The organism is Methanothermobacter sp. (assembly GCF_049720995.1).
Taxonomy (GTDB): domain Archaea; phylum Methanobacteriota; class Methanobacteria; order Methanobacteriales; family Methanothermobacteraceae; genus Methanothermobacter.
Genome location: NZ_JBNASF010000018.1, coordinates 1 through 13660, shown reverse-complemented (window position 1 = coordinate 13660; position 13660 = coordinate 1). Strand labels below are relative to the sequence as shown.

Genomic DNA, 13660 nt, shown 5'->3' with positions numbered 1-13660 from the left:
CTGGGGGGTTCTATGGGTGATAATGAACATATCTGTGGATTTAAGGGGAAAATACTTTAAATTAAAAGATTATATTAATCACTGTTACCATCTCTGCATCAGGAAATCCCCGGATGAACGATGTGAAGGGGATGGTCAGGTGAGTCCATGATAAGACTGGTATACGATATAAACATCTACCGGGACGTCCTAAGGGAGGTCCTGAGGCCCGGGGATACAGTTGTTGAACTGGGGTGCCACATAGGAAACTCAACACGCATAATATCTGACCTTGTGCCGGATGGCAGGGTGCTGGCGGTTGATAACAGCCCCGAAGCTGTTGATGTTATGGAGGCCCTGAGCATGGAGAGGGATAACGTTGAATTCATATCAGGTGACGTTCGCCTCCATGAAACCCTTGAAGAGGTCTGCAGCAGGATTGAATCCTGCGATGTGCTCAGCGTTGACCTTGGAGGAGGATACCACCCTGATACAACCTTCAAGGTTTACTTCATATGGTCATCCACACTCAAACCAGGGGTCTCAATCATAAGGAACCGTGGACTCCTGGACTTTGTATGCTCATCCATCACCGAAGAGTCATTCACCTCAGGGTATGGATGGCTTGAGTCAAGTGGGGACGCTGGAATCCCACCAAGGCTCAGGGAATTTAAACTCTGGTCCAGTAAAATCTACAAGGAGGGTGCCCATGATAGGCAAAAGGATTAGAATTGAGAGGATAATCAACAGGAAGACAGACAGGACCGTCATAGTACCCCTTGACCATGGGGTCTCAATTGGACCCGTTAAGGGGATAATAGACATGGCAGGGACCATTGATGAGGTGGCAAGCGGAGGAGCCAACGCCGTCCTCATGCACAAGGGAATGGTGAGGAGCGGACACAGGGGGTACGGGAGGGACATAGGCCTCATAATACACCTCTCGGCAAGTACGGGACTCGGACCTGACCCTAACCATAAGGTACTTGTCACATCGGTTGAGAAGGCCCTCAAGCTGGGGGCCGATGCCGTATCCGTCCACGTGAACGTGGGATCCGAGAGGGAACCCGAAATGCTCATAAAGCTCGGTACCGTGGCCGAGATCTGTGACGACTGGGGCATGCCGCTCATAGCCATGATGTACCCCAGGGGTGACAGGATAAAGGACGAGCACGACCCTGAGGTTGTTAAACTTGCAGCACGTGCAGGTGCAGAGCTGGGCGCAGATATAATAAAGACCAACTATACCGGTGACCCTGACACCTTCAGGGAGGTTGTGAAGGGCTGCCCTGTCCCTGTGGTGATAGCGGGGGGTCCTAAGATTGAAACAGAGGAGGAGCTCCTCCAGATGGTCAGGGACTCCGTTGATGCAGGCGGTGCTGGTGTGGCCATTGGAAGAAACATCTTCCAGGCAGATTCCCCGGCAGATATGACCAGGGCCATTGCAGGCATCGTCCATGACGGCCTTGAAGTTGAGGATGCCGTCAGGATACTCAGGGGTGGCGACTGAGATGAAATTCGCATGGCTGATGGCCCCTGACACCTACTGGGACGAGAAGAAGACCTTCATAACAGCAGCCCTTGAATCAGGGATAGACCACATAGTGGACACCTCCGATGCCGAGAGGATAAAGAAACTTGGAAGCCTCACCCTGATATCCCCCGAGGACGATGCGGACATAGTACTCATTGGAAGGGATGGAGAGGGCGACGGAACCCTGGAACTCCCGGAGACCCTTGATTACTCAAGGGACCTTGAAATGGCAGAGGAACTGAAATCCGGGGGTAAGGAGGTTGCAGCCTACGTTGAGATAAGGAGCAAGGCCCACGAGGAACTCGCAAGGAAACTGGGTCGCATCGTGGATTACCTCATACTCGCTGGTGAGGACTGGAAGATCATCCCGCTTGAGAACATAATAGCGGATCTCCAGGAAGAGGATGTTAAACTGGTCGCCGCGGTGGCAGATACCCATGAGGCAAGGGTTGCCCTCGAGACCCTTGAACACGGAACCGACGGTGTCCTCATAGAACCCGTGGACATCTCACAGATAAAGGCAATAGCAGAGCTACTTGAGGAGATTGAGAGTGAAACCTATGAACTCAGGCCCGCCACTGTAACCAGGGTTGAGCCCCTGGGCTCCGGTGACAGGGTCTGCGTGGACACCTGCTCAATGATGGATGTTGGTGAGGGTATGCTGGTGGGCAGCTACTCACAGGGTCTCTTTCTGGTGCACAGTGAGTCCCTTGAAAGTGAATACGTGGCTTCAAGGCCCTTCCGCGTGAATGCCGGGCCTGTACAGGCCTACGTCATGATACCCGGTGGCAGGACAAAGTACCTCTCTGAACTTGAAACCGGTGATGAGGTCCTCATCGTTGACCGGAGCGGGAGGTCAAGGACCGCGGTTGTTGGCAGGGTTAAGATCGAGAAGAGGCCCCTGATGCTTGTTGAGGCAGAGTACGAGGGCGTGAAGGTTAGGACACTCCTTCAGAACGCCGAGACAATAAGGCTCGTGAATGATAGGGGCGAACCTGTATCTGTCAGCGAGCTCAGTGAGGGTGACAAGGTCCTTGTCTATTTTGAGGACTCTGCAAGGCACTTCGGCATGGCCATAACAGAGACCATAATCGAGAAATGAGCCCCAGCCGGATACCGTATACACAGTGGGGCCTGAATCGGCATCAGAAGCTCATCACCTTCACGGATGGGATAGTATGTACAGTGTGAGGCTCATAACGCCGAGGGAAAAGGATGAAATCCTGGCTGAACTCTCCAGACTCAGACTATTTGAGAGAAAGGCCAGTCTCCATGGGGCCTGCGTCAAGCTCCTCACAGATGATGTATCATTCAAGGAGGAGTGGGAGGATAACTTCAGATTCATGAGCGAAGATGTGAGGCCCCACGCAAAGGTATTCGCTGTGTCAGATGGTGGTGACCTTGAGGTTCTCTACGAGGCAAATTCAAAGACGGTCATAATCAGAAACTGTGACTACTATGGCTGGGTTAAGAGCATAGCTCTTGCAGCGGTTGCCGACTTCTTTGAGGAGTATCATTCAGAGCACCGCCGCTACTCGGTCCATGGTTCAGCCATCGACCGGCAAGGGGCGGGACTTGCTATCATAGGGCCGCCGGGTACAGGGAAGACAACCCTCACCTATGGCCTCCTCCTTGATGGGGCCTGCAGTTACGTCTCAGATGACTGGTTCTTCACCCGCCTCCTTGAGAATGGGGTCCTCGTGTATGCATCCGAGAAGAACTCCTACATCCGGGACGATATAGGGATGGTATGGAGGGAGTACTCATCCCTCAGGGACTCTGTGAAACTTGATGCCAGGTCCAGGGGGGTTGCAGATGTTGGGATGCTCTTCGGAGGGCGGATAAGGGAGTCCACCACGCTGAAAAGGGTTGTTCTCCTTGAAAGGAACCCTGATAACCCCCCCATGAGGAGGCTTGATCCAGAGGAGGGTCTGAGGTATCTGCTGGAAAATGACTTCTGCAACCCCCACCAGCTTGTAAGGGATGAGAGAAAGATGGGGCTACGGAGGAGGTTCTTCAGTGAACTTCTAGGCAGGGTGGACCTCCACATACTCAACACCATTGAAACACCGGTCAGAAGCCTTGAAAGGCTGAAAAAACTTGAGATGTGATTCATGGAGGATCAGAAAATGAAGGTCAGGGCGTTCATTGCGGTTGACGTTGACGATGAACTACGGAAAAGGGTATGTGAGATACAGGATATCCTGAGGGGCGCTGACGCCCAGATAAAATTCGTTGAACCTGAGAACCTCCACTTCACCCTGAAATTCTTCGGTGATGTTGGTGAGGGCAAACTGAGGAGGATAAGGGGGATAGTTGAGGAAACCCTGAAGGATTATGAACCATTCGAACTTCACGTGATGGGTGCTGGTGTCTTTCCCAGCCCACGCTACATAAGGGTGGTGTGGCTTGGTGTTGAAAACCCGGGGGTATTCTCAGAGCTGCAGAGGACCCTGGACATGGAATTCGCCAGGATAGGATTCCGGAAGGAAAGGGAGTACGTGCCACACCTCACCATTGGGCGGGTCAGGGGTCCGAGGAACCGTGAGAAACTTGCAGCCCTGATAGGGGAGCTGGAGAATGTGGATGCCGGCGCCCTGAGGGTTGACAGTGTCTCACTTAAGAGGAGTGAACTCACACCACAGGGACCCGTCTACAGTGACCTTGAGGTCTTCAGAATCTGATTAATTTTATTATGTGATTGACAATCATGGAGCACAGTGTGCACCGAGAGTGTAAAACTGGGTAATGTGGTGGATAAACATGGACTACAGCGGGATACTCGAAAGTATAAGACCCGGGAGAGAAGAATACCAGCGGGTCATGGAATTATCAGAGAGGCTTGTTGAATGTATAAATGGACTTGCAGCAGGCAGGGGGATCGACGCTGAGGCCTTCCTTGTGGGTTCAGTTGCCAAGGGGACCTGGCTCTCAGGAGGCGCCGACATCGATATATTCATCCACTTCCCCCTGGACACCCCACAGGATGATCTGAAGGAGAAGGGCCTGAAACTTGGATACATGTGCATAGAGAGGTTCCAGGGTAAGGCCGAGGAGAGGTATGCGTCACACCCCTACGTTACAGGATACATAGACGGTTACGAGGTGGACTTCGTCCCCTGCTACCGGATATCCAATGCCTCAGAACTCAGATCCGCCGTTGACAGAACAATACTCCACACAGAGTACATCCAGAGGAACCTGAAGGAGGAGCAGATGGACGAGGTTCTTCTCCTCAAACAGTTCATGAAGTCAACAGGGACCTATGGATCCGAATTCAGGGTTGGAGGGTTTGCAGGTTACCTTGCAGAGCTCCTTGTTCTCCACTACGGGGACTTCGAGGGAGTGCTTAAAGGTGCCCTCAGCTGGAGGCCCGGGTACATCATAGACATTGAGGGTCATGGTACCGGTGAGGACTTTCAGGAGCCCCTTGTGGTGGTCGACCCTGTGGATAGTAAGAGGAACGTTGCAGCGGCACTCACACTGCAGAGGATGGCTGAGTTTGTAACTGCGGCCAGGAATTTCCTGAGGGAACCAAAGCCAGAATACTTCCAAAAACCACACCACACATCAGATCCCGGTGAAATACTTGAAATCATTGAAAAAAGGGGCTCAAAGATCATCCTGGTATCCACCGGGGTGCCTGATGTCCCTGCGGATGCCCTCTACCCCCAGCTCAGGAAGACCCTTGATTCCATAGTTAGGAACCTGAAGGATGAGGGTTTCTCTGTTCTTGGGGCCGACTACTGGAGTGACGAATCCCGTACCGCTCTCATGTTGATTGAAATGGAGGTCTGGATGCTCCCATCCTACAGGAAGCGATACGGACCCCCTGTATGGTCCAGGTGGCACAGTGACAGGTTCACAGAAAGGCATGAGAGGGCATGGGTTGAGGGCTCAAGGCTAGTGGTGGAATCCCCCAGGAAGGATGGAAACGCGGTTGATTACATTAAAAACCTCCTATCAAAACCTGAAAGGCTCAGGATGGGAAAACACATCCGCAAAGAGCTAATAAATGGTTTCAGTGTTTATTCCATTGAGGATATCATTGAATCACTGGACCCTGAATTTTTGATGTTCCTTGACGCCTTCCTGAATCCATGGAAGGCCATTAGAAGATAGTATCCTGAGATCCATAAAAGACCCTTGAAGATAACTATCTTCAGCATGACAGGACCTCAGGCTAGTGGAAGATAACCGACATGTATCAGGATTCCCTTTCATAAACAAATTTTGGGACTGCACTCTTAAGGGGATCAAACGTCTCAGGGTTCTTAACCTCCATGCAAATCATGCTGACCTTTGAGTGGAGGGATGTGGGGAGTCTCAGTATCCTCTTGAGGTCAATTGTGACCTTGGCGTCCACCATCTTCATGTTTATCCCTGCAACCCCGGCAACCAGCCTCGGGTAGACCCTGGGGCCTATCCTCCTCTTGAACTCCCCCCACCTGTCCTCAAGGAGGAGTTCCCTGTTCTTCACAACATCGCGGACCGTCCTTGCTGTGACATTCTCTATCCTCTCATCACCCCTCATGTGGAGGAACACGTGCTTCGCCCTCTCTGTGAAGACCCGATGGTACCCGAGGGGGATGGAAAAGTGTTCCATCTCATAGGTTTCACCGCCGTGTATGAATTTCCTCCTGGGCTGGCGTGCACCTGCGGTGTACCTCAGTATCTCAGCCCTCACCTCTGATCCAAGCTCCATGACCGCCGGGTCAAGGACCCTTATATGGTAGCCCCTCCCCGAGTATACCACATGCACATCCCCCAGTCCCAGGTCACCCCTGATGGTGTCAACCATCATGAGGACCAGTTCCCTTGCCTCATCAAGGCACCTCTCACAGACCCCCTCACAGTCACAGGACCTCACAGGAAGATCCTTGGCATCCACGTCAAAGATGAGTTCAGATCGCTGCCAGCCCCCCCTCTTACCCGGCTCCCTGTAGAATGCAACGGAGGAGTAGGCTGCAAATGGAAACCTGGCCCTCATGAACCTTGAAAGGCGTTTCTCATCATCGAATACCCTGTACCTGTCGCTGGGACCCCTGCCTGTGTGGTCAAATCCGAACTCCCTCATATGGATGTTCCTGGCTATGAAATCAGGGAGTTTCCTCACATCCCACTCTTCACGGTAGTATCTCTTCCTCTCAAGGGGTGTTGCGGCCTCAAATATCCTATCAGTCCCCCCCATCCTGTTCTGACTTCCCCTTGTGGATCTCCCACCTTTTCCTGTTGTAGTAGGTGAGGGGGTTGGTGATGCTCCTGCAGAGCTCATCGGGTCTGCAGAGATCAGGAAGGTGTATTCTGATCTTCTCACAGCTCATGGGGGTGTACCATTTACTCTCACCCTCATGTTCGGGTTCAGGTTCATCATGGACCCCGAACCCCAGCTTTGCGGTTATGTTCAGCTTCTCCTGGGGGTCGTCCTCAAAGAGGGGTGGTTCGCACCTCTCTGCTGCCTCATATATTATGGGGAGTATCTCATCCCTGATCACCCTGAGTTCCGGGTCAAGGTCTGAAACCTTAAGGGGTGTCCGGTCCCTGAAGACCGATGGGTATAGCCTTGCATAGGATATGAATGATGTGAGCAGGAGGACGATGGCATCGTTCCTGTTGCCGGACTTCACACCATCCAGTGTGCCCCTTATGCATGGGGGGAATGCATCTGGAACGAGTTTACCTGGCCCTGCAGATTTAACAGGCCCCCCGCTGAAGGATGTGACCTCATTAACAGCCTCCTCTATCCTTGCTGCTGTTTCAAGAAGGATCGGGTGGGGTTCCACTGTGGAACTCATCTCAGCGACCCTTGCGATGTATTCCTCTGTCTTCTGCATTATTATGCGGGATATCATTGTTTCCTTGAGTTCCAGACCCACAAGTGCCTCGTAGAGACTCCTGGGGTCCCTGTCGCTTATCAGATCCTGGAAGGTCATGAGGAATTCATCCTCATCAATCACCACCCTCCCCCTGTGGAGTATGAGGTCTGTGAGCCTCAGCTTACCTGAGCCGATGAGTTCTGAGAGTTCCATCCAGCAGGTTCCTTCGAATCCGAGTTCAATGAGGACTTCCTCGATTATTTCATCCCTTTCACTTCCAAGGACCCTGAAACGGTCCTCAACAAGGGCCCCTGTAGATTCAACAACCAGTCTCACCTCCCTTGAACCCATTCTGAAACCTGCTCCTGCAGCCTGTGCAAGGACATAGAATGCAATTACATCGTACTCCTCTATCCCGGGGTTCATGAGGTATGCGTAGTCCCCATGATCGAAACCCTTCCTCTGCCTCCTGAGGTACCATTCAAGCCTCTTGATGGCAAGTTCACCGATGCTCCCAGGGAGGAGTGAGTTGTCATCAATGTTCTGACCCCTTGTACGTTTAACTGTGTCGAGGAGTGCACTGCTGACCTCAAATATCGTGTCAGGGGATCCATAGTTTCTTACAATCTCCCTGGCATCCTCTGAGAAGGGATTTATGAAAAGTGAAGACACCATGTTTAAACCTTTTACTGAGGTGACCCATAAAGATATGGGTCCATGCTTCAAAGTTAACCTGATATAGAATTTCGGCAGGGATTCTGTCCAGGAGCCATGAAAAAAGGTACATGGGGACATTTAATGCTCTGGAGGGCCTCTGAACTGGTTCCATGAAAATGGAGATGGTTTTGAATTCCCTCACATAAATTTATATAGAGGTAAACCGTAAATCTAAACTGTATCCTATGAATATTACCCATCTTATTCTAATCCGCTTCATGATTCAAGGAGGAGTTTGAGTTGAGCAAAGTATTTATCACCTGCGCACTTCCCTATGCCAATGGGCCCACACATCTCGGTCATCTGAGGTCAACCTACATACCCGCAGATATATATGCAAGGTACAGGAGGCTGCGGGGTGACGATGTCCTCTTTGTCTGCGCCACAGATGAACACGGGACACCAATAGCCGTCAAGGCAGAGAGTGAGGGTAGAGAGCCCCTTGAGGTCGCCACACGGTACCATGAGATGATAAAACGTGACCTTGAGGAATGCGACATATCCTTTGACAGTTTCACAAGGACAACCGATGATCTGCACTATGAGATAGCCCAGAACTTCTTCCTGAAACTCTATGAAAAGGGCTACATATACGAGAAGGACATAAAGCAGCTCTACTGCAACAGCTGTCAGCGCTTCCTCCCCGATAGGTACGTTGAAGGGACCTGCCCCCACTGCGGAGGCGAGGGTGCCCGTGGAGACCACTGTGAGGGCTGCGGAAGGCACCTTGAACCTCTCCAGCTTGAGAATCCCGTGTGCATGGTGTGCGGGTCGGAGCCCGTGGTGAGGGATTCAAGGCACTACTTCTTCCGCCTCAGCCAGTTCCAGGATGAACTGAGGGAATGGATTGAGGAATCAGATATGCCCTCAAATGTTAAGAACTACGCCCTCCAGTGGCTCAGGGAGGGTCTCAGGGACTGGATACTCACAAGGGACATGGAATGGGGGGTCCCTGTACCCCTTGAGGGAAATGATGGTAAAATAATCTACGTCTGGGGTGAGGCCTTCCTTGGATACATATCATCTGCTGCAGCCTGGAGCAGAAGAACCGGAAAGCCCTGGAGGGACTACTGGGACGCAGGCGCAGTTCACTTCATAGGGAAGGACATAATATACCATCACTCCATATTCTGGCCTGCCCTGCTCATGGCCTACGGATGCAGAACCCCTGAGAACATAATAGCCGGGGAGTACCTCTCACTTGAGGGGAAGAAGATGTCCACAAGTAAGAACTGGGTTGTATGGACATCAGATTTCCTTGAAATATTCCCCAGGGACCTTCTGAGGTACTACCTGACAGTCAACGCCCCGCTGACCAGGGACACCGATTTCTCATGGGACGACTTCCAGAGGAGGGTCAATGATGAACTTGCAGATGTCCTTGGAAACTTCCTCCACCGTACCTTCTCCTTCACAGGGAGGTTCTTTGATGGAAGGGTGCCTGAACCATCAGAATTCACAGCAGAGGACGAGGAGTTCCTTAACTCCATAAGAAGCGCTCCCGATACGGTGGGTGAGCTCCTGGAGAATTTCCAGTTCAGGGATGCCCTGATGTCAGTGATTAAACTTGCAAAGAAGGGTAACAAGTACTTCAACGATCAGGAACCATGGAAGGCCATTAAGGAGTCACCTGAGAGGGCCTCAACATGCCTCTACCTCTGCAACCTCCTTGCGGCCAACCTCGGGAAACTCTTAATGCCCTTCATGCCATCCTCAGCAGAGAGGGTGCTCTCCATCATGAATCTGGAGGATGAAAAGTGGGGCTTCCATGAACTTGAACAGGGGATGGTCATAGAGAAGGCCAGACCCCTCTTCTCAAAGATACCTGATGAAACAATTGAGAATGAGAAATCAAAACTCATCAAGGAGGAGGATACTGTGTCTGAAACCGTGACAATTAATGACTTCGCAGCCCTGGACATCAGGGTGGGTATCATAAGATCAGCTGAGAGAATAGAGGGGTCAGATAAACTCCTCAAACTCATGATAGACGTGGGTGAAAGGGAAATGCAGGTGGTTGCTGGCCTTGCAGAGAGGTACAGCCCCGGGGATCTCCTTGAGAGGAAGGTTACCGTCCTTGCCAACCTTAAACCCGCCAAACTCTTTGGTGTTAAATCCGAGGGTATGGTCCTTGCAACCGGTGAATCACTGAACATACTGGACCCCGGTGATGCAGGTATCGGTGAACGGATAATGTAGATTTGGTATATTCTGATTAATTCGATATGCTGTACCCGGCTGGAGAATAATATGAATGAATCAGGTCTAATTGCAAGGTCAGAAAGGTTCCTGGAGAACATAAAGGATAGATGGATCTCCAAGGATGATCTTAAGTCGCCAGAGGCACTCCTTAACCTTTACATATACCTCAGGGGAAACCTTGAGGAGCTTCAGGATCTGAAGGAGGCCATGGAGCTGAGGGGCTTCAAGTACCCCTTCAGGTCAATATCCGGGTACAGCACCCACCAGTCACCTGAAATCACCGAGGACATCCATGACATAAAGAGGCATGCCCAGTACTTCCGTATGAAGGCATCTGTAAAGAAGAACCTTCTTGACAGGGTTAACTCTGCAATCTCATCCCACAGGATAGCCATTGGCAACATTGAGGAGTGCACTCTCCTCACATGCAGGGAATGTTCAAGAAACCTGCGGCTGGGGGAACTGGAGCTTCATGACCCCTCAGGGGTTGTTGAATGTCCCTGTGGATCAGATAACCTGGAAGTCAGGTTCAATGACAGGGCAATCTGCAGACCGGAGATAATACCACACCTCCCCCTCTCCGGGGATTACATGGTGAAGATGTCTGAGCTGAGCCTCTGGGCCAGGAAGGCCCTTAAGAAGATAATGAGACTCCTTAAAAACGAAAAGAAGGGGGCTGTAAGATCAGCCACCCTGGTTATAAGGGTCCTTGAGGATGGGAGGTGGATCAGAAGGCGCATAACCCTTGACAGTGAGGACGATGACTACGAGAAGATGCTGAGGCAGAAGTACGGGCCGAATGTGAGGGTGGAGCTGATACAGTTCCACAGGAAAAAATCCAGCATCGTGAATGACAGGTACACGAGGACCGCCCTTGCACTTGCATATACTGGCCTATCCCAGAAGATAATAGATGAGATACGGGATGCGGTCTACAGGGATAACCTCCAGGATTACGATGCAGTGAAAAGGTACCGGGAGATAGTCTTTGATGCCAGAACATATTCCCCTGACCTCAGGATTTCAGAGGATGAACTCATGGAGGTCAGATTGCAGAGGATGCACAGCCTGATCCATGAAGCCGGTCTTGGTGATGAGAACGGTAACCTGAACCCCGCTCTAAGGGAGGACCTGGAGACAATGGAGGAACTCAAGAGGGAGATCTTCAGGGATGTTCCTGTGAATCTCATTCTATGGGATGTTGCCTTCTACTACCTAGGAACATCCCTGGATCGCCGCTCCAAGTACTCGGGTCCCTTCCCCAATCTGAGGCCCGTACTCGACAGGACACAGGTGAGGACCTTTGATGAGTTCAGTGAGGAGGCCCTTGAACTCCTCAGAGGGTACTGGAACTGTGGAATGGTCTACATTGAGAACCTGGGGGAGGTTCTGCTGAGGAAATTTGAGATTGAGGAGAAAATGAAGGGTCTGCACATGAAACCGGACCCCCTTGCATTCGGTGCCGCTGTACTTCACATGGAGGCAGCTATTGATACTGAGACATGCGCTGAACTCTTCCATGTGAGGGTGGAGGACGTGGCCGAGGAGGAGAGGAACATTGAAAGCCTGGGTAGGCCATCTACCGACAGGGCTAAAATGTTTCTTAACCTCATAAAAGGTGATTGAGTGGTTTTATGGCAGAGAAAGTCCATTTGAATCAGCCTCTTACTTCAAGGAGGATAATTGAGATTCTTGAGAAGAACCCTGACCTCAAGAAGATTACATGCCCCATAAGTCTCTATCACCGTACATCAAAGAGGTATCTGAAGGCCCTTGAGGAACTTGGAGTGGAGGTTGAACCTGTTAAGAGAATCGGAAGACCCAGGAAGTACACAGAAAAGGACGTTAAAATGGTGCAGAAACTTCTAAGGGAGGGTAAGACCCCCAAACAGATTTCAGGTATCGCAGATATACCTCTGAAAACTGTCTACTACCTTAAGGGCGATATGAAACTGAAGCGGGGTGCGAAGAGGAAGTATGATAAGAATACACGCTTCAGGGTTCGTGAAATGGCAAGGAAGGGTGTTCCGGCCAGGAAGATTTCTGAGGAGCTCGGGATACCCCTCAGAACAGTATACTATATAGTTAAGAATGGCTGATTAGCTGAAAATTTATAAATGAATGTGTGCAGTTAATAACTATAGGTAAATCCGGTGATTTCATGGTTAACTTTACACTTGAATATTCATCTGTACTTACAGTATCAATAATCTGCTGTATCATCTCATTCACATCAACGTATACCGTTATGCCAAGGCTCATAAGCAAGCTAAAGGATGCCAACGTTGTTGGAAACGACATACATAAAATCTCAAAGCCCATCGTCGCGGAGATGGGTGGTATCGGGATACTCTTTGGTTTTACGATAGGGATGTTCCTCGGGATGTACTTCTTCCCCCGACTCCATTATGAACTCATGGTGACGCTCCTTGTGATACTCCTTGTGGGTATAGTGGGGATGGTTGATGATCTTGTGAGGCTGTCCTCACGTGAAAAGCTCTTCCTTCTGTTCCTTGCAGGCCTTCCCATAATATGGGTGGCTCCCCCCAATGTTGGAATACTCTACATGATCATGATGCCCATTGCGGTCTCAATAGCATCAAACCTCACAAACATGCTGGCCGGCCTGAATGGTATCGAATCCGGCCTTGGATCCATTGCAATGACGGCCCTCACAGCCTCCTGTATAATAATGGGCAAATACAATGTCTCCATAATAACCATGGCAATGCTCGGGGCCCTCCTGGCATTCCTGATCTACAACAGGTACCCTTCAAGGGTATTCCCTGGGGACGTGGGGACCCTCATAATAGGGGCCTGCATAGCCTCTGTTGCATTCATAGGGAGGATCAAGATAATAGCCCTTATCGTCCTCCTCCCCAACATCATAGACGGCCTCCTGAAGTTCTACAGTGCAGGTGTCGTCGAGAGGCACAGGCACAGGCCCACAGAAATCTCAGAGGACGGTAAACTCATAGCCCCCCCTGAGGGATTCAACTCCCTCATAAGGTGGATACTGAGAAGGCCCATGACCGAGAAGAGGGTTGTGATGATAGTGTGGTCAATCGGAGTATTCTTCGGGGCCCTTGGGGTTCTCCTTGCATTCATACTCCCTCTGGACCCATTCTAAGAATTTGAAATTTTTAGAACTAGGTGATCAGGTTTTATAATCAGAAACTTTAGAACTGGTCAGGTACAAGGTTATCCATGAGGACCCGTAGAGTCCAGTCAATAGAGATTGAAGGCCCCCTACGAATTGCAGAGTTTTTTGAGGAGCAATTTATTCCATGAGCCGACAGAGCATCTGCCGTCCTGAGATCATGAACTGTAGAGTTTGTTGAGAAGCATAGAATCCTGAGAGAGTCAGATCCCTACCATCAGGGATCATGAACTGTAGAGTTTGTTGAGAAGC

At 50.8% G+C, this 13660-nt stretch carries 12 protein-coding genes; 10 read left to right on the top strand and 2 right to left on the bottom strand.

Annotated elements, in window-relative coordinates; all coding sequences use genetic code 11:
- Positions 1-147 precede the first annotated feature (147 nt).
- The 6 genes from ACPLJI_RS06525 (at position 148) to cca (ending at position 5635) form a co-directional block, all read left to right on the top strand.
- Positions 148-708 carry a class I SAM-dependent methyltransferase gene (locus ACPLJI_RS06525; protein WP_424731013.1) on the top strand — a complete coding sequence of 187 codons (561 nt, stop codon included), beginning with the start codon at positions 148-150 and terminating at the stop codon, positions 706-708.
- Positions 689-1489 (top strand): 2-amino-3,7-dideoxy-D-threo-hept-6-ulosonate synthase, encoded by an 801-nt coding sequence (locus ACPLJI_RS06520; RefSeq protein ID WP_013295778.1) that lies wholly within the window; start codon positions 689-691, stop codon positions 1487-1489. Before ACPLJI_RS06525 ends, ACPLJI_RS06520 begins: the two co-directional genes overlap by 20 nt.
- A gap of 1 nt (position 1490) precedes the next feature.
- Positions 1491-2615 carry a 3-dehydroquinate synthase II gene (locus tag ACPLJI_RS06515; RefSeq protein ID WP_424731031.1) on the top strand — a complete coding sequence of 375 codons (1125 nt, stop codon included), beginning with the start codon at positions 1491-1493 and terminating at the stop codon, positions 2613-2615.
- 76 nt (positions 2616-2691) lie between these two features.
- On the top strand, positions 2692-3624 hold the full coding sequence (locus ACPLJI_RS06510; RefSeq protein WP_424731012.1) for an HPr kinase/phosphorylase: 933 nt from the start codon (positions 2692-2694) through the stop codon (positions 3622-3624).
- Between the two features lie 3 nt (positions 3625-3627).
- Positions 3628-4197, top strand: coding sequence for an RNA 2',3'-cyclic phosphodiesterase (gene thpR / locus ACPLJI_RS06505; protein ID WP_424731011.1), 570 nt, complete (start codon positions 3628-3630; stop codon positions 4195-4197).
- Between the two features lie 79 nt (positions 4198-4276).
- A complete protein-coding gene (gene cca, locus ACPLJI_RS06500; protein WP_424731010.1) occupies positions 4277-5635 on the top strand; it encodes a CCA tRNA nucleotidyltransferase in 1359 nt (452 codons plus the stop codon).
- 85 nt (positions 5636-5720) lie between these two features.
- Here the strand turns inward: cca and priS are convergent, their stop codons facing one another.
- Together priS and priL are read right to left on the bottom strand one after the other, a co-directional pair.
- Complete coding sequence (gene priS, locus ACPLJI_RS06495; protein ID WP_424731030.1) at positions 5721-6686, bottom strand: DNA primase catalytic subunit PriS; 966 nt, start codon at positions 6684-6686, stop codon at positions 5721-5723.
- 4 nt (positions 6687-6690) lie between these two features.
- Positions 6691-8004 carry a DNA primase large subunit PriL gene (priL, locus tag ACPLJI_RS06490; RefSeq protein WP_424731009.1) on the bottom strand — a complete coding sequence of 438 codons (1314 nt, stop codon included), beginning with the start codon at positions 8002-8004 and terminating at the stop codon, positions 6691-6693.
- A 282-nt stretch (positions 8005-8286) separates the two neighbouring features.
- Here priL and metG point away from each other — a divergent pair, with 282 nt between their 5' ends.
- The 4 genes from metG to ACPLJI_RS06470 all read left to right on the top strand — a co-directional run bounded on the left by metG (position 8287) and on the right by ACPLJI_RS06470 (position 13378).
- Entirely contained in the window at positions 8287-10245 is a 1959-nt protein-coding gene (gene metG, locus ACPLJI_RS06485; protein ID WP_424731008.1) for a methionine--tRNA ligase, read from the top strand.
- Between the two features lie 51 nt (positions 10246-10296).
- Positions 10297-11874, top strand: a complete 1578-nt coding sequence (locus ACPLJI_RS06480; protein ID WP_424731007.1) for a DUF530 domain-containing protein — start codon at positions 10297-10299, stop codon at positions 11872-11874.
- Between the two features lie 8 nt (positions 11875-11882).
- The gene (locus tag ACPLJI_RS06475; RefSeq protein WP_424731006.1) at positions 11883-12347 is read left to right on the top strand and encodes a resolvase; all 465 of its coding nucleotides are present in this window, start codon (positions 11883-11885) and stop codon (positions 12345-12347) included.
- A gap of 62 nt (positions 12348-12409) precedes the next feature.
- Positions 12410-13378: an MraY family glycosyltransferase gene (locus ACPLJI_RS06470; RefSeq protein WP_424731005.1), complete on the top strand. Its 969-nt coding sequence runs from the start codon at positions 12410-12412 to the stop codon at positions 13376-13378.
- Positions 13379-13660: the final 282 nt, after the last annotated feature.

Bases quoted from the DNA above. Each gene is read 5' to 3' on its own strand.
- ACPLJI_RS06480 (WP_424731007.1), top strand. From the start codon at position 10,297: ATGAATGAATCAGGTCTAATTGCAAGGTCAGAAAGGTTCCTGGAGAAC.
- cca (WP_424731010.1), top strand. From the start codon at position 4,277: ATGGACTACAGCGGGATACTCGAAAGTATAAGACCCGGGAGAGAAGAA.
- ACPLJI_RS06510 (WP_424731012.1), top strand. From the start codon at position 2,692: ATGTACAGTGTGAGGCTCATAACGCCGAGGGAAAAGGATGAAATCCTG.
- priL (WP_424731009.1), bottom strand. From the start codon at position 8,004: ATGGTGTCTTCACTTTTCATAAATCCCTTCTCAGAGGATGCCAGGGAG.
- thpR (WP_424731011.1), top strand. From the start codon at position 3,628: ATGGAGGATCAGAAAATGAAGGTCAGGGCGTTCATTGCGGTTGACGTT.
- ACPLJI_RS06525 (WP_424731013.1), top strand. From the start codon at position 148: ATGATAAGACTGGTATACGATATAAACATCTACCGGGACGTCCTAAGG.
- ACPLJI_RS06470 (WP_424731005.1), top strand. From the start codon at position 12,410: ATGGTTAACTTTACACTTGAATATTCATCTGTACTTACAGTATCAATA.
- ACPLJI_RS06515 (WP_424731031.1), top strand. From the start codon at position 1,491: ATGAAATTCGCATGGCTGATGGCCCCTGACACCTACTGGGACGAGAAG.
- ACPLJI_RS06475 (WP_424731006.1), top strand. From the start codon at position 11,883: ATGGCAGAGAAAGTCCATTTGAATCAGCCTCTTACTTCAAGGAGGATA.
- ACPLJI_RS06520 (WP_013295778.1), top strand. From the start codon at position 689: ATGATAGGCAAAAGGATTAGAATTGAGAGGATAATCAACAGGAAGACA.